The 17,008-nt window shown below is 53.5% G+C and carries 13 protein-coding genes; 5 read left to right on the plus strand and 8 right to left on the minus strand.

The annotated features are described in order from the left end of the window. Positions 1–230: 230 nt before the first annotated feature. The 3 genes from ompC to pncB all read right to left on the minus strand — a co-directional run bounded on the left by ompC (position 231) and on the right by pncB (position 4,410). Positions 231–1,352 (minus strand): porin OmpC, encoded by a 1,122-nt coding sequence (gene ompC, locus RTM06_RS06575; RefSeq protein ID WP_305961170.1) that lies wholly within the window; start codon positions 1,350–1,352, stop codon positions 231–233. Positions 1,353–1,651: 299 nt separating this feature from the next. Further along, the gene (asnS, locus tag RTM06_RS06580) at positions 1,652–3,052 is read right to left on the minus strand and encodes an asparagine--tRNA ligase (protein WP_256696105.1); all 1,401 of its coding nucleotides are present in this window, start codon (positions 3,050–3,052) and stop codon (positions 1,652–1,654) included. Positions 3,053–3,204: 152 nt separating this feature from the next. Next, positions 3,205–4,410, minus strand: a complete 1,206-nt coding sequence (gene pncB, locus RTM06_RS06585) for a nicotinate phosphoribosyltransferase (RefSeq protein ID WP_312180888.1) — start codon at positions 4,408–4,410, stop codon at positions 3,205–3,207. A gap of 252 nt (positions 4,411–4,662) precedes the next feature. On the opposite strand from pncB, the gene pepN reads away from it, so the two are divergent. After that, positions 4,663–7,278 carry an aminopeptidase N gene (gene pepN, locus RTM06_RS06590; protein WP_312180807.1) on the plus strand — a complete coding sequence of 872 codons (2,616 nt, stop codon included), beginning with the start codon at positions 4,663–4,665 and terminating at the stop codon, positions 7,276–7,278. A gap of 39 nt (positions 7,279–7,317) precedes the next feature. Here the strand turns inward: pepN and ssuB are convergent, their stop codons facing one another. Genes ssuB through ssuE form a run of 5 tightly spaced genes read right to left on the minus strand, consistent with a single transcriptional unit; the run spans position 7,318 to position 11,584 of the window. After that, positions 7,318–8,109: an aliphatic sulfonates ABC transporter ATP-binding protein gene (ssuB, locus tag RTM06_RS06595; protein ID WP_312180809.1), complete on the minus strand. Its 792-nt coding sequence runs from the start codon at positions 8,107–8,109 to the stop codon at positions 7,318–7,320. Continuing rightward, positions 8,106–8,894 (minus strand): aliphatic sulfonate ABC transporter permease SsuC, encoded by a 789-nt coding sequence (gene ssuC / locus RTM06_RS06600; protein ID WP_256696108.1) that lies wholly within the window; start codon positions 8,892–8,894, stop codon positions 8,106–8,108. Before ssuC ends, ssuB begins: the two co-directional genes overlap by 4 nt. A gap of 11 nt (positions 8,895–8,905) precedes the next feature. Continuing rightward, on the minus strand, positions 8,906–10,051 hold the full coding sequence (gene ssuD, locus RTM06_RS06605) for an FMNH2-dependent alkanesulfonate monooxygenase (RefSeq protein ID WP_312180811.1): 1,146 nt from the start codon (positions 10,049–10,051) through the stop codon (positions 8,906–8,908). A 2-nt stretch (positions 10,052–10,053) separates the two neighbouring features. Further along, positions 10,054–11,022, minus strand: a complete 969-nt coding sequence (locus tag RTM06_RS06610) for a sulfonate ABC transporter substrate-binding protein (protein ID WP_061717113.1) — start codon at positions 11,020–11,022, stop codon at positions 10,054–10,056. Between the two features lie 10 nt (positions 11,023–11,032). Next, positions 11,033–11,584 carry an NADPH-dependent FMN reductase gene (ssuE, locus tag RTM06_RS06615; protein ID WP_256696109.1) on the minus strand — a complete coding sequence of 184 codons (552 nt, stop codon included), beginning with the start codon at positions 11,582–11,584 and terminating at the stop codon, positions 11,033–11,035. A 754-nt stretch (positions 11,585–12,338) separates the two neighbouring features. Here ssuE and RTM06_RS06620 point away from each other — a divergent pair. The 4 genes from RTM06_RS06620 to pyrD all read left to right on the plus strand — a co-directional run bounded on the left by RTM06_RS06620 (position 12,339) and on the right by pyrD (position 16,915). Beyond that, positions 12,339–13,166, plus strand: a complete 828-nt coding sequence (locus RTM06_RS06620) for a hypothetical protein (protein ID WP_312180815.1) — start codon at positions 12,339–12,341, stop codon at positions 13,164–13,166. Between the two features lie 97 nt (positions 13,167–13,263). Next, positions 13,264–14,781, plus strand: a complete 1,518-nt coding sequence (locus tag RTM06_RS06625; RefSeq protein ID WP_312180817.1) for an oligosaccharide flippase family protein — start codon at positions 13,264–13,266, stop codon at positions 14,779–14,781. Between the two features lie 2 nt (positions 14,782–14,783). Continuing rightward, positions 14,784–15,785: a glycosyltransferase gene (locus RTM06_RS06630; protein ID WP_312180819.1), complete on the plus strand. Its 1,002-nt coding sequence runs from the start codon at positions 14,784–14,786 to the stop codon at positions 15,783–15,785. 119 nt (positions 15,786–15,904) lie between these two features. Further along, positions 15,905–16,915 carry a quinone-dependent dihydroorotate dehydrogenase gene (gene pyrD / locus RTM06_RS06635; RefSeq protein WP_312180821.1) on the plus strand — a complete coding sequence of 337 codons (1,011 nt, stop codon included), beginning with the start codon at positions 15,905–15,907 and terminating at the stop codon, positions 16,913–16,915. The last annotated feature ends 93 nt before the right edge of the window (positions 16,916–17,008 follow it).

Here is a 17,008-nt window from a genome sequence, read left to right on the forward strand (position 1 = left end):
CGGCGGGTGCGGCAGAGATCGATTCAAACATGAGTCAGTTCCGTTTGGGTGAACTTTAGCGAAATGAGCTATCAGGTTAACGTCAGTCGGCACGCTTGCCAACCGCTGATATAAAAAAGAAATATGTCGGCAGGATAAAGTAGAAAAGCTAATTGCGAAGCCGATCACTGAAATGCAAAACGGAGCCCGAAGGCTCCGTTTTTAGGTATTACGCAAATCTAATCGGGTGATTAGAACTGGTAAACCAGACCGACACCAACGGTGTCATCAGTAGAGATGCCAGCCGCGCGGGTGAAGTCGTTTTCGTCCATCAGGTTGATTTGATAATCAACATAGGTAGACATGTTTTTGTTGAAGTAGTAGTACGCGCCAACAGAAACGTATTTATAGATGTCTTGATCACCCCAGGTCTCGATGTCCTTACCTTTAGACTGGACGTATGCCAGGGATGGACGCAGACCGAAGTCGAATTGGTACTGAGCAACTGCTTCGAACTTCTGCTCTTTATTGATTGCGCCGCCTCGGGCTGGAGCAATATCGGTAGCATCAGTTGAAATCCAGGTTGAATTACGGGTTTCACCGTACATTGCTGCCAGGTATACGTTGTTCGCATCATATTTCAGAGCGGTTGACCATGCATCAGCTTTTTTGCTGCCGTTGCCATAGAAGGACGCTTCCTGGCCATTGGTACGGTCTGAAGAGGTGTATGCAGCAGAAACGCCAACACCGATGTCAGAGGTATAAGTCAGAGAAGTACCCCAACCGTCGCCATTAGCACGGCTCAGGCTACGGCTGTTAGCGTTAGTGCCTTCTTCATTTTTGCCCTGATACTGAACAGCAAATGCCAGTCCATCAACCAGACCAAAGAAATCGTTGTTACGGTAAGTTGCCAGACCATTAGAACGACCAACCATGAAGTTATCAGAGTAACCCGAGTCACCACCGAATACTGGCAGAACGTCGGTCCATGCCAGTGGGTCGTAACCTACACCGTAGTTACGGCCATAGTCGAACGAACCAACATTGGCAATTTTCAGACCGGCAAAGCCCAGACGGGTTTTGTTGCCATTTTGAGCATCGCTAGCGCCTTCAGAGTTGTTAGCCTGAATGTTGTATTCCCACTGGCCGTAACCGGTCAGTTGGTCATTAATCTGAGTTTCACCTTTGAAACCGAAGCGAACATACGTTGCATCGCCATCGCTGCTGGCATTATCAGAGAAAGTGTGGCGCGCATCGACTTTACCGTACAGGTCCAGTTTGTTGCCGTCTTTATTATAAATTTCTGCTGCGTTTGCTGCACCAGCAGCTAACAGAGCTGGAATAACCACTGCAAGAATGTTGCGCTTCATCATTATTTATTACCCTCATTGGAGTTATTTGGACATCTGCCACTGCTGCCAAGAAATCTTTACAGAACCTTGAAAGAAGTTTGATGTCTCCTGTGTCTGCACGCATCTTTCCATCACAGGGTTGCTAATTCTAGCCCGAAAATGATTCAAATCTCTCGATTAGGTATCAAAAGGAAAATATGTATTACAAAATGTAAAATATCGGGAACTTTGTGAGAGAACTCTAAATTTACAAAAATAAAAAAAGGCCGGCTGGGCCGACCTCTTTATATATATGAATTACTTATAATTAATTGCTAAATTTAGAAATTCGCGTTGCGTGGCGTACGTGGGAAGGGGATAACATCCCTTACATTTTGTACGCCGGTGACATAGGCGATTAATCGTTCGAAACCTAATCCGAAGCCAGCATGTGGCACGGTGCCGTAACGACGCAGGTCACGATACCACCAATAATCTTCTTTATTGAGGCCCATTTCTGCCAGACGCGCATCCAGCACATCCAGACGCTCTTCACGCTGTGAACCACCGATGATTTCACCGATGCCCGGTGCGAGAACATCCATCGCCGCCACGGTTTTGCCATCTTCGTTCATACGCATATAGAAGGCTTTAATGTCTTTCGGATAGTTTTTCACTACCACTGGCGCTTTAAAATGCTGCTCTGCGAGGTAACGCTCGTGTTCTGATGACAGATCCACGCCCCATGAAACCGGGTTTTCGAAGGTCTGACCGCTTTTCAGCAGAATATCAACCGCATCGGTGTAATCCACCTGAGCAAAGTCGGTAGTCACGAACCGTTCGAGACGCGCAATCGCATCTTTATCAACACGCTCGGCAAAGAAGGCCATGTCATCAGCACGTTCGTTGAGAACGGCCTGGAACACGTATTTCAGCATAGATTCAGCCAGAGCTGCGGCATCATCCAGCGTCGCAAAAGCAATTTCCGGCTCCAGCATCCAGAATTCCGCCAGATGGCGGCTGGTGTTGGAGTTTTCTGCGCGGAAAGTCGGACCAAAGGTGTACACCTTTGAGAGCGCACAGGCATAAGTTTCTGCGTTGAGCTGGCCGGATACGGTCAGGAACGCTTCTTTACCGAAGAAGTCTTTATCGAAATCGATTTTGCCCTGCGGATCGCGCGGCAGATTTTCCAGATCCAGCGTCGAAACGCGGAACATCTCGCCGGCACCTTCGGTATCCGAAGCGGTGATCAGCGGAGTCGAAACCCAGAAATAGCCGTTTTCGTGGAAGAAGCGATGCAGCGCCTGCGCCAGCGTATGACGCACGCGCGCCACGGCGCCCACCAGGTTGGTGCGCGGACGCAGGTGCGCCACTTCACGCAGGTATTCGATGCTGTGACGTTTCGCCGCCATCGGATAAGTATCCGGATCGTCAACCCAACCGGTAACTTCAACCTTGGTTGCCTGCAGCTCGAAGGCCTGGCCTTCGCCTGGCGATTCGACCACTTTACCGGTAATGATTACCGAGCAACCGGTGGTCAGACGCAGCACTTCGTCCTGATAATTATTCAGAGAATTATTGACGACGGCCTGAACGGGATTAAAGCAGGAACCGTCGTAAACGGCGATAAAGGAAAGACCAGCTTTGGAATCTCTTCGGGTACGCACCCAACCACGTACGGTGACTTCACTGTCAACCGCGACACGGCCGTGCAGTACATCCGCTACAGGCACAACGCTCATAAAGTTCTCTCTATATATAAAAGAAGGTGGATAAAAGCCCTTTTTCAGGGTTTTGCTATGTTACTTGCGAGCCGACAGGAAACAAGCAAAATTGCCGTGTAAACAGGAGATTTGTTGCGTGAGAGCAGGGTGCAAGCACCCTGCAATAAGAATCAGCTGGCTCTTTTAACCAGCGGCAGATCGAAGGCTTTGCGCAAGGCGCGCACGAAGGCTTTATCCTGGCAAATGGTTTTGCCGGGACTGTCGGAGAGTTTTGCTACCGGTTTGCCATTGCAGCTCACCAGTTTGATCACGATATTCAGCGGCGTCACGCCAGGAATATCGCAGGACAAGCGCGTTCCGATACCGAACACCACATTTGCCCGTTGGCCGAAGTGACGATAAAGTGCTAGCGCTTTGTCCAGATTGAGGTTATCCGAGAACACCAGCGTTTTGCTTTTTGGATCGATATCCAGCCGCTGATAGTGCGCAATGGCTTTTTCACCCCATTCCACCGGATCGCCAGAGTCATGGCGTAGGCCTTGGTAACGATGAGCAAAACCGGGACCAAAGTCGCGCAGGAAGGCATCCATGGTGATGCAGTCAGTCAGGGCGATACCTAATTGATCGTCATACTCGTCCAGCCAGGATTGCAGTGCCGCACGTTGGCTGTTCGCCAATACCGGGCTGATTTGCTGGTGCGCCTGGAACCATTCGTGCGCTTGCGTACCTACCGGATTTAGCTGCAGGCGGCGCGCCAAATCGTAGTTGCTGGTGCCCACCAGCCACGGAAACTCCGCTTTAAGCGTCGCGACAATCGCTTCCTGCACCGCTTTGGAGTAGCGGCGACGCGTGCCAAAATCCATCAGCTGGAAGCGTGACATATCCAAATCGCCAACCTGCTGACGGAAATCCACCAGCTTATGCTGCAAGTGCGCAACGGCCTGATCCACACCCATTTGCGGTGTGCGATGGCGATGCACCACCTCACTGATCAGCGCCAGCAGCGGCACTTCCCACAGAATCACTTCACGCCACGGCCCGCTGATCTGAATCGTCAGATGGCCGTTGTTATTACGCACGTTGACTTGTGACGGATCGAGGCGGAACTGACGCAGCCAGTTAAGGTAATCGCTCTGGAAGAAAGGCAGCCCGCTGAGATAGTGATACTCATCGTCGCTCAGGGCGAGCGTTTGCAGGGTTTCAATTTGTGCGCGGATCTCATCCGCATAAATACCGAGCAGTTCGTCGCCACGGCAGCGAAATTCCGCCGTAACCGGGACATCATAATAGCGATGATAGACGGCCTGCTGCATATGAAGCTTGTACGCATCGGTATCAAGCAGCGTGGTCAAAATCGGGGAAGCATGTCCAGTCATGGTGCGTTTCAGCATCCTCTTCCGCGGAGCAAAGCCCGGTGTTCAATAAAGTCATAAAGACGCAGGAGTATAAAACAGTAATGACCGCGATCACACCATAATTGCGGGTGGCAGGTCGAGGGTCATTTGTGCCATTGTTAATGAATTGTAGCCTTTTCAACGAACGCACGCATTGACCGTGGCAACCGAGGCACAACCCGCTTAGACTTTGACGGGTCAACATATTAACGAATAACGATGCGAGAAGGACTTATGACGCAACAGCCGCAAATTAAATATCGCCACGACTACCGTGCGCCGGATTACACCATTACCGATATCGACCTGACTTTTGATCTGGATGCAGCTTCGACGCGCGTTACGGCGGTCAGTCAGGTGAAGCGCATTGGCGCTGCCGATGCGGAACTGCGTCTGGATGGTGAAGATCTTACGCTGGTATCGCTGGCGGTGGATGGCAATACGTGGTTGCATTACCGCGAAGAAGAGGGCGCGTTGTTCATCAGCCAGCTACCGGATAACTTCACTCTGACCATCATTAATGACATTCATCCGGATAAAAACACCGCGCTGGAAGGGTTATACCAATCTGGCGAGGCGCTCTGTACCCAATGCGAAGCCGAAGGTTTCCGCCACATTACGTGGTATCTCGATCGCCCGGACGTGCTGGCGCGCTTCACCACCACCATCATTGCCGATGCCGCGCGTTATCCTTATTTACTCTCCAACGGCAACAAGCTGGAGAGCGGCCGCCATGAAGATGGCCGCCATTGGGTGAAGTGGCAAGATCCGTTCCCGAAACCATGTTATCTGTTTGCGCTGGTGGCGGGTGATTTCGATGTGCTACGCGACAGCTTTACCACGCGTTCAGGCCGCGATGTGGCGCTGGAGATCTTTGTCGATCGTGGCAATCTCGATCGTGCCGATTGGGCAATGACCTCGCTGAAAGCCAGCATGAAGTGGGATGAAGAGCGCTTTAACCTCGAGTACGACCTCGACATCTTTATGATTGTCGCGGTGGATTTCTTCAATATGGGCGCGATGGAGAACAAAGGCCTCAACGTCTTCAACTCCAAATATGTACTGGCGAAAGCCGAAACCGCCACCGACAAAGATTACCTCGGTATTGAAGCGGTTATCGGTCACGAATATTTCCACAACTGGACCGGCAACCGCGTGACCTGCCGCGACTGGTTCCAGCTCAGCCTGAAAGAGGGTCTGACGGTGTTCCGCGATCAGGAGTTCAGCTCCGATCTGGGTTCACGTGCGGTGAACCGCATCGATAACGTACGCGTAATGCGCGGTGCGCAGTTCGCGGAAGACGCCAGCCCAATGGCGCATCCGATCCGTCCGGATCAGGTGATCGAGATGAACAACTTCTACACCTTAACGGTTTATGAAAAAGGTTCAGAAGTGATCCGCATGATGCACACCTTGCTGGGCGAAGAGAACTTCCAGAAAGGCATGCAACTCTATTTCGAACGTCACGACGGCAGCGCCGCCACCTGCGATGATTTCGTGCAGGCGATGGAAGATGCGTCGAACGTTGACCTGTCACAATTCCGTCGCTGGTACAGCCAGGCTGGCACGCCAATTCTGACGGTGCGTGATGACTACAATCCAGAGCTGGAGCAATACACGCTGCACGTCACTCAGCGCACGCCGGCCACCGCCGAGCAGAAAGAGAAGCTGCCGCTGCACATTCCACTGGATATCGAACTGTACGATAACGAAGGCAAAGTGATTCCGCTGCAGCATAATGGTCATCCGGTGCATCACGTGCTGAACGTTACCGAAGAGTTCCAGACCTTTATTTTCGATAACGTTTATTTCCAGCCGGTGCCGTCGCTGCTGCGTGAATTCTCTGCGCCAGTGAAGCTCGACTACAAATGGAGCGATGCACAACTCACCTTCCTGATGCGCCACGCACGCAACGACTTCGCGCGCTGGGACGCGGCACAAAGCCTGCTGGCAACCTACATTCGCCTCAACGTCGCGCGTCATCAGCAGGGCCAGCCGCTGTCGCTGCCGCTACATGTGGCCGATGCGTTCCGCGCGGTATTGCTGGATGAGCAGGGTGACCCAGCGTTGAAAGCGTTGATTCTGTCGCTGCCGTCTGAAAATGAAATCGCCGAGCTGTTTGATGTTATCGATCCGCTGGCGATTTCGGCGGTGCGCGATGCGCTGGTGCGCACGCTGGCTAAAGAGTTGAGTGACGAATTCTTTGCGCTCTATCTGGCCAACCAAAGCAGCGAATACAAAATTGAGCATGCGGAGATTGGCAAGCGCACGCTGAAAAACGTCTGCCTCGGCTATCTGGCGTTTGCCGATGCGGCACAGGCCGACAAGCTGGTGCAAGCGCAATATCAGCAGGCGAATAATATGACCGACGCATTAGCGGCGCTGGCTGCAGCGGTAGCGGCGAACCTGCCGTGCCGCAATTCACTGCTGGCGGCCTATGATGAGCGCTGGCATCAGGATGGTTTGGTGATGGATAAATGGTTTGTGCTGCAAGCCACCAGCCCAGCGGCGGATGTGCTGAGCAACGTGCGTAAGCTGCTGAATCACCGTTCGTTCACCATGGGCAACCCGAACCGTATCCGTTCACTGATTGGTGCGTTTGCCTCAGGCAATCCAGCGGCGTTCCATGCCAAAGATGGCAGCGGTTATCAGTTCCTGGTGGAGATGTTGACCGATCTCAACACGCGCAACCCGCAAGTGGCTGCACGCATGATCGAGCCGCTGATTCGCCTGAAACGCTACGATGCCGATCGTCAGGCGCTGATGCGTAAGGCGCTGGAAACCTTGAAAGGGCTGGATAAGCTGTCTGGCGATCTGTACGAGAAGATCACCAAAGCGTTGAATGCGTAAAAGTAACCATGGGGTCGCCATTTAAGGCGACCTCTATCATTAACTCTGCTGCGCAAACTTCAACGGCTGTTCCGACGAGCCCCGCTTCATCACCCGATCCAGCACTTCCGCTTCCAGTTCCGCCAGACGTGCCGATCCGCGACGGCGTGGGCGTGGCAAATCGACGATCAAATCCAGGCCAATCTGGCCTTCCTCAATCAAAAGTACGCGATCGGCAATCGCCACCGCTTCGCTGACATCGTGCGTCACCAGCAGCACGGTAAAGTTATGCTGTTGCCACAGCGACTCAATCAATCCCTGCATTTCGATGCGCGTCAACGCATCCAGCGCACCGAGCGGCTCATCGAGCAGCAGCAAACCTGGGCGATGAATCAGCGCACGTGCCAGCGCCACACGCTGTTTCTGTCCGCCGGACAACGCGGCAGGCCACTCGTTGGCGCGATCCGCCAATCCCACGGCTTCCAGCGCGTCCAGCGCGGCGGCGCGCCATTCGCGGCCTTTCAGTCCCAGCCCAACGTTATCAATCACCTTTTTCCACGGCAGCAAGCGTGAATCCTGGAACATCAAACGCGTATCTTCGCGTGCCTCGGATAACGGCGCATTGCCCGCCAGTAACTCACCGCGCGTGGTCGATTCGAGTCCCGCCAGCAGACGCAGCAAGGTACTTTTCCCGCAGCCGCTGCGGCCGACGACGGCGACAAACTGTCCGGAGGGAATGTGCAGATCGATATTATTCAGGATGGTGCGGTCGCCATATTGCTTGCTGACGCCATTCACACCCACCGGCGTACCGCGATTTAAACGCGCCGGATTCAGGGTTACGTTGCTCATGCGTTCTCCTTCAATTGGTAGGCCGGATGCCAGCGCAGCCAGACGCGCTCCAGCAGTTGTGCCGCAACGTCGGCGAGTTTGCCGAGCAGGGCATAGAGAATGATGGCAACGACCACCACGTCGGTTTGCAGGAATTCACGCGCGTTCATCGCCAGATAACCAATGCCGGAGTTAGCGGAAATGGTTTCGGCCACAATCAGCGTCAGCCACATCAGGCCAAGGGCAAAACGTACGCCAACCATAATCGAAGGCAGCGCACCCGGCAGAATCACCTGAATGAACAGGCTCCAGCCAGACAAGCCGTAGCTGCGCGCCATCTCAACTAAACCCCGATCAATGTTACGAATGCCGTGATACGTGTTGAGGTAAATCGGGAACAAGGTGCCCAGCGCCACGAGGAAAATTTTGGCGGATTCGTCGATGCCAAACCACAAAATCACCAGCGGAATCAGCGCCAGATGCGGCACGTTACGCAGCATTTGCACCGAGGTATCCAGCAAGCGTTCACCGACGCGCGAGGTGCCGGTAATCAATCCCAGAATCAAACCAATCGAGCCGCCAATGGAGAAACCGATGGCGGCACGCCAGCTGCTGATCGCCAGGTTTTGCCACAGTTCACCGCTGGCAGTCAGTTTCCAGAAGGTGATGAGGATATTTTCTGGCGACGGCAAAATGCGCGTCGACAGCCAACCCACTTGCGATGCCAGTTGCCACACCGCAATCAGCACCACTGGCAAAACCCAGGGCAGCACGGCATTACTCAGCTTGGTTTTAACGTTCGCCATGATCGGCTCCTTTAGCTCTGTGACACTTTTTGCGGCGTGAAATCGTTAGCCACCGCTTCACCGTGCGCTTGTACCACACGCGGCCTCGGTACTTCCGGAATCGCCAGATCGAGGTGCGGGAACAGCAACTCGCCCACGCGATAAGCCTCTTCCAGATGCGGATAGCCGGAGAGAATAAAGGTCTCGATGCCGAGATCCTGATACTCCTGCATGCGCGCCGCCACGGTTGGGCCATCGCCCACTAACGCGGTGCCTGCGCCGCCGCGTACCAGACCGACACCGGCCCACAGATTTGGGCTGATCTCCAGCTTGTCGCGACGTCCGCCGTGCAGTGCCGCCATGCGCTGTTGGCCCACCGAATCGGTGCGCGCAAACGCGGCCTGCGCTTTAGCAATGGTGGCATCATCAAGATGGGCAATCAGGCGATCCGCCGCTTGCCACGCTTCTTCATTGGTTTCACGCACAATCACGTGCAGACGAATCCCGAAGCGCACGGTGCGGCCTTGCGCTGCCGCTTTGGCGCGCACTTGCTCAATCTTCTCTTTAACTAAGGCGGGCGGTTCGCCCCAGGTGAGATAAACATCAACCTGCTCGGCGGCCAGATCCTGCGCGGCATCCGACGATCCGCCAAACCACAGCGGAGGACGCGGTTCCTGCACCGCTTTAAACATCAGACGCGCAGCGCGCACCTTCACATGCTTGCCTTCGTAATCGACGGTTTCGCCTTCGCTAACGCGACGCCAGACGCGGGTAAACTCGGCCGATTCTTCATAGCGTTCGCGGTGATCGAGGAACACGCCATCGCCGGCCAACTCTTCCGGATCGCCGCCGGTAACCAGATTAAACAGCGCGCGACCATTCGACAGACGATCCAGCGTGGCGGCCTGACGCGCCGCTTGCGTCGGCGAAATCACGCCCGGTCGCAGTGCAACGAGGAAACGCAGACGCTGCGTCACCGGAATCAGTGATGCTGCCACCAGCCAGGCATCTTCACAGGAGCGGCCGGTGGGGATCAGCACGCCGCCGAAGCCAAGGCGATCCGCTGCCTGCGCAATCTGTTGCAGGTAACCATGATCAACCGGGCGCGAACCTTCCGCTGTGCCAAGATAGTGACCATCGCCGTGCGTCGGGAGAAACCAAAATACGGATACGCTCATGATTAATTTCCTTTGGGCTGGGCGGATTGTGGATGCCAGATGCGGTCAGCGATATTCACTTTTACCGGCATCAGATGATTGGCATAAAACAGATCGGCCGTTTGCTGTTGGGCCTGCGCGGTATGGGCGCTGACCGGCGTAATGGTGGTGGGTGGACGATGGTCGAGATAGCTGGCAATCACCGGTTTCGGTAAGCCCATGGCGTTTGCCAGCAGATCGATACTCTGGTCGCGCTGACTGCGCGTTAATGCATCGGCGTCGCTGAAGGTATTCAGTACCTGCTGCACGAAGGCGCCGTTCGCCTCGGTGTATTTGCGCGTGGCTAAATAGAAGGAACCGGTTTGATTGAGTTTGCTGCCATCGGCCAGCACGCGCACGTTGCCTTGCAGTAGGGCGGCTGAGTAGTAAGGATCCCAAATCGCCCAGGCATCGACGTCACCTTGCTGGAACGCGGCGCGTGCATCGGCGGGCGTCAGATAGGTTGGCTGAATATCTTTAAAGCTCAATCCGGCCTGTTCCAGCGCACGCAACAGCAAGTTGTGCGAGCTGGAGCCTTTCTGGAACGCCACTTTGTGGCCTTTCAGTTCGGCCACGCTGTGAATCGGGCTATCTTTCGGCACCAGAATCACTTCGGCCTGTGGCTTCGGCGGTTCCGAACCAACATAAAGCAGATCGGCACCCGCAGCTTGGGCAAACAGCGGCGGGATGTCGCCGGTGCTGCCCAAATCGATGCTATCGACGTTAAGCGCTTCTAGCATTTGCGGGCCAGCCGGGAATTCCACCCACTTGATGTTGGTATGCGGGAAGCGCTGCTCCAGCAGCTTGTGGGTTTTCGCCAAAACCATGCTCACTGAGCCTTTCTGATAACCGATGCGCAACTGTTCGGGTGCATCGGCGGCCTGGGCGCTTACGCTCAAGGTGAGCAGTGCCGCTACGGCTGGCATAAGTAAACCCGTCAATATCCTTTTCATCTCTCTTCCTTTATACCGCTTGTGCGTAAGGTTGGTGGCGACGATGCAGCGCGTGCCAGAAGGTATCCAGCGCCTCGTCAATGCGTTGCGACAGCAGCGGATCGAGCAGCGGCTGGCGATCGTAATCAGTAATCTGGCTGTCAGTGGCGAACACGCCGTGCAACACTTCCTGCGCCTTCAGCGCATTCAGCACCGGCTTCAGCGCGTAATCCACCGCCAGCAGATGTGACGCGCTGCCGCCGCTTGCCAGTGGCAGCACCACTTTATGCTCCAGCGCGCGCTCTGGCAGCAGATCGAGCAGGGTTTTCAGTGCGCCGGAAAACGAAGCCTTATAAATAGGCGTGGCGACAATCACCCCATCTGCCAGCGCCAAATCAGCTTTCAACGCGGCTAAGGCAGGTGAATCGAAGCGTGCATAGAGCAAATCTTCAGGCTGGAAGTTGTGAATATTCCACGGAATCACGTCAACGCCGCGTGCTTCCAGCGCGTGCTGGCAAAGGCTCAGCAGCGCAGTAGAGCGTGAAGGGTAGCGAGGGCTGCCCGCCAGCGTAATAATCCGCATGGTCACTCCTTATAACTTAAAGTTATTGATTATCTGATATTCAGAACTGATGTGTTCAATACTGTCAGAGCAGGCAGCGAGGCTTAAATGATTTATCTGGTAATCCTAAGTCGCAAAATGGGATAGTCCGGAACAGATAAAGGAAGAATAAAAACCAGCGGAATTGATGCTTAGGGTTAATCTGAAAAGCACTCGAGCAATCGAGCAGTTATATCAGTTACTGCATCGCGTTTTACTGCGCCATTAGTTAAAGCGCTTAATGCATGACCTTAATTGAGGTATCAATAAAGAAACATATCCCCATAGCTCGTAACATCCTGTGATGAAGGTTGTTGCGAACTTTGAAATAAAAGAAGAAAAATGATGATTCTGATTTATTCTAAAGTTTGGGAATCAGATTTAACTTAGAGGGAATGAAAGTTATTCTATTTATTTATGGTTTTTATTTGAGCTAACCGTTGAGATGGCGCGAGTAAATGTTAAATACAAGACGGGTCTCATGCTCGTCTCAAAAAAATATTGTTACTTTTTGCGCCCTGATTTACGTTTTACTAAAGCAATGCTGAACAATTAAAAGTTGTATTGATAAAACAACGGTGATCGTCGTTGGAATCAGAACGCTAAGCCTGTTTATAATTGGTTGAGCTAATTTCCGCTAGAACACGATAACGATATTTCACTTATTTATTTACGCCCGCGTTTTGTGGCGTGAACTGCCGTTGCGGCAAGCTACTTTATTCTTAGGGAGATAAATATGGGTAGTTCTTCATTTGCTCAGGATTTAACTGAGCAGCAGGTCGTGCCTGCCACCTTCAATCGCATCTCACCCTCACCTAAACCAGAAGAAGAGCTGGTGTGTTATTGGCTGCAACCCGATGCCGCAGGCGCGCATCTTATTTCTTCATTGCTGCCAACCTTCCCGCACAGCACGCCTGCTGAAGATGATTTCCTGCTGTTCAGCGCGGAGCGCAACGCCTTGCCGGCCAGCCTGCTGCAGGACGTGGCGAAGCTCAGTGACCAGCGTCCAGAGCTGAACTGCTTTATTGTCTCGCTGGCAAAGCGCGAGCTGCCAAACGGCTTACACTCGTCTCTGCAGCTGTTTCAACAGTTGCATGCGCAGCGCTGGTGGCAGGAGGGCGGCTTTGCGGTGATCTTGCGTGCTGGCCTGGCCCGCGTGGGTGCGCCGCTGACGCGTATTCAGGATGTGATGCTCGCCGGATTACTGCATACGCAAACGGCGTGGGTGCTCGATTACGCCAGCGAAGCCTCGCTGACCACCAAAGCCGATGCATCGCCGCGCTTAACTTATCAGCAATTTATTACTGATTATGAAAAACTCACGCGTTTGTCACACTATATTCCGGAGCGAAACCGCTATCGCGAAAGTTATTTACGCAGCGGCTTATTACAATTAGTCATGCAGGAGTTGAGTGGCGCGGCGAAATTCTCAGATAATACCCGCCACGCATTAACCTACTTTGCGGAAAACTTCCCGGCCAAAGGTGCAATGGAAAAACTTATGTTGAAACAACCTGACATCTATTTCGCTATCATGAAAATGAGAAAAAGGCTGGGCGCTTAGCACCAAGGTTAATTTTAAGAATAACTCCGGTGTGCGCGTGAATACTTTTATGTCACGCTTAAGGCCACTGAGATAATCCCCAGATGCCAAAACACCTATGTCTATAAAACGTAACGCGATTGCCAACTATGTTGGTCAAATCTATCTGACGCTGTCAGGTATTTTGGTTGTACCACTTTATATTCAACACTTAGGAATGGAAGCCTACGGTTTAGTGGGCTTCTTTTCGATCTTATTAACCTGGCTGCAATTACTGGATGCCGGTGTTTCTACTACCTTAATGCGGGAAGCGGCGCGTTATCGTGCTAATCAGGCGGAGTTCGTCTGGTTCCCGGCGCTGTTTGCCACGCTGACCAAATTCTTCCTGTGCTCCACCATTGTGCTGGTGGTATTGGGTTGGCTGGCAACGCCATGGATTGCCACGCACTGGCTGGATGCACGTCATCTGCCTGCGGGTGATGTGGTGATTGCCGTGGCGATTATGGTGATCACCGCCGCGATTCGCTGGCGCACCAGTCCGTATCGCAGCGTGATTGTCGGCTTCGAACATCAAGTGTGGCTGAACGGCGTCAACTTGATCATCACCACCTTGCGCACTTTCGGCGCGGTGCTGGTAATCCAGTTCTTCTCCAATCCGGTATTGGCGTTCTTTATCTGGCAGCTGATGGTGTCGATTGCTGAAGCGGCCTGCTGTATCTACAAATCCTGCCAGCTGATTCCCAAAGCGGCGCGCAAAGAGAAGCGCGGCGATCTGAAAGAGGTGCTGAAACCCTTTATTCGCTTTGCCCTCAGCGCGGCATTCTCCAGTGCGGTGTGGACCTTTATTTCGCAAATCGACCGATTGGTGCTCTCCAAAACGTTGCCGCTGAGCGAATACGGTTCGTTTACCGTGGTGGCGACGGCCGCGACCGGCATTTTGCTGCTCAGCAGCCCGATCATGCAGGCGATTGTGCCACGCATGACCGGCATGAAAACCCGTAAAGAGGGCGATGCGGAGTCGCTGAAACTCTATCGCTACACCACGCAGGCGGTGGCGATCTTTATGGCGCCGCTCAGCATTACTATCGCCTGTTACGCTGGCCCGCTGCTGTGGGCGTGGACGCAGAAGAGTCAGATTGTTGATGAGATGTCGTTTGTTCTCAGCCTGTACGCATTGGGCAGCGGCATTCAGGCCATCTGTGGCTTGCTCTATCACCTGCAATACATCAACGGCAACCTCAAGCTGCACATGAAAGGCTTCACCTGCTTTGCCGTGCTGCTGGTGCCGCTCAACATCTGGTGTGCCGTTCACTACGGCGCATTGGGTACCGGTTGGTTGTGGCTGGGACAAAACATCTTCTATCTGGTGGGTTGGGCATGGTTGGTGCATCGCCGCTTCGCGCCGGGCATTCATTTCACCTGGTTAACCCGCGACGTGATGCTAATTTGGGCGGTATCCGCCGCCATCGCCTGGTTGAGCACTTTCTTGCCGATCGAGTGGAATCAAAATCGCTGGATCAACCTGTTGTGGCTCGGCTTGATTGGCGCATTCAATCTTGGTGTCTGCTGCCTGCTGCACAGCGTGGTGTTGAAGCGTCTCAGAATTCCGTTGTTTAACGTTGAGGAAAGAGGATGAGCATGATGTCATCTCACCGTATCCCTACGGTTTCGGTCATCATACCGAACTGGAATTGCGCGCCCTGGCTGCCAGAAGCGATGAGTTCTTTGTTGCGTCAGTCATCGCCGCCGGAACAAATCATTGTTATCGACGATGGCTCCAGCGACAGCAGCGTGGCCTGGCTAACGGCGTTTGCGGCCCAGCACCCGCAGGTGATGCTGCTGAGCGGTGAGCGCGGCGGCGTCAGCGCGGCGCGTATGAAAGGGCTCGCTGTAGCAACCGGCGATTTTGTTTACTTCATGGATGCGGATGATTTTGTCTCCACCGACTTGTTTGCCGACTTCCGTCGCGTGCAGGCGCGCCATGAGGATATTGACCTGTTCTGCTTTGGCGCAAAGATGTTCTTCGATCTGCCCGCCGCGCAGCGCCACTATCAAACCATTCACCAGCGTCATGTCAGTGGATTATTGCCCGGCGGCAGCACCAGCTTGCGTACGCTGATGCAGCATCAGTCGGCGCACCGCGTAGTGTGGAGCAGCATCATTTCGCGTCGCTTGATTGATCAACTGGCGCTGCAGTTTCTGCCGATCCAGAACCATGAAGATGCACCGTACATGTTCGCGCTCTATCTGCAGGCGCGTAATATTTATTGCACTAGCCAAAGCTACTACTACAAACGCTTTATGCTGACCTCGTTGTCGCAGAGCACGCGCGATTTTTCCTATGTGAAAAACTACTTTATTGCGCGCCAAAGCAGCGAACAATTCCTGCGTGAACAGCAACTGCCGGTGGATGCGGCCTTGCTGGATAGCTATTACCAAACGGTGATGCACAGCTGTCTGGCCCAGATCCGCAAAAATCATATGGTGATCCCGACAGACTGGCAGCCGCAGGTGAATCAGCTGGTGCGCAATGTGTTGCAGCACAGCGCGCGTCTGAAGCTGATGTGGTATTGCCCGACGATTTACAGTGGCCTGCAGGCGTGTCGTGAACAGCTTGGCCGCTATTCTGCACGACGCTGATAACGATCAAATTGTGATGCAGTAGAACAATTTACTTTTGCGCCAGAGCACCTTACCATTCTGGCGCACATTTTCCCGTGCACCCCGACTTCCCTGGTTTCCGTCATTGAGGAGAGTGCATGTTATATCCTATCGTCCGGCCGGCGCTGTTTAAGCTTGATCCTGAGCGTGCGCACGAACTCACCTTTCAACAACTGCGTTTTATCAGCGGCACCCCGCTGGAAGGGCTGATTCGCCAGTCGCTGCCATCCCGTCCGGTCACCTGCATGGGATTAACCTTCCCGAACGCGCTCGGCTTAGCGGCCGGCCTCGACAAAAATGCCGAGTGCATTGATGCCTTCGGCGCGATGGGCTTTGGTTTTGTCGAAGTGGGAACGGTAACGCCGCTGGCGCAACCGGGAAATGATAAACCGCGTATGTTCCGCTTAGTGCCTGCGGAAGGGATTATTAACCGCATGGGGTTTAATAATCACGGCGTTGATCATCTGATCGCCAACGTCAAAAAGTCGCGCTTTAAAGGCATTCTCGGCATCAATATTGGCAAAAATAAAGATACGCCGGTCGAGAAAGGCAAAGACGATTATCTGATTTGCATGGAAAAGGTATATGCCCACGCCGGTTATATTGCCATCAATATTTCCTCACCGAACACGCCAGGATTACGCACGCTGCAATATGGTGAAGCGCTGGACGATCTTCTCTCCGCCATCAAATTAAAACAGCGAGAGCTGCAAGAACGGCACCTTAAATATGTGCCGGTGGCGGTAAAGATCGCGCCGGATCTGACTGAAGAGGAATTGATCCAGGTTGCCGACAGTTTGGTGCGCCACAATATTGATGGTGTGATTGCCACCAATACTACGCTCGATCGTTCGCTGGTGACCGGCCTTAAATATGCCGAAGAAGCGGGCGGATTAAGTGGTCGTCCGGTGCAGTCACGCAGTACCGAAGTGATTCGCCGCCTGGCGCAAGAGCTGCAGGGCCGCTTACCTATTATTGGCGTCGGTGGTATTGATTCCCTGGTTTCTGCGCGCGAGAAAATTGCCGCGGGTGCAACATTAGTGCAGATATACTCCGGATTTATTTATAAAGGCCCAGGCTTAATTAAAGATATCGTGACCCACCTCTAAGACATTTCCCACTTTACTGCGCCGAGGGGTTTATTTATCCCTTCGGCTCGTTTATATTTTGTCCTGCTGGTGCATTTTTCAGCTTTTTCTCAG

Origin of the sequence: Pantoea sp. CTOTU46764 (genome assembly GCF_031974595.1) — a bacterium.
GTDB classification, from domain to species: Bacteria; Pseudomonadota; Gammaproteobacteria; order Enterobacterales; family Enterobacteriaceae; genus Pantoea; species Pantoea trifolii.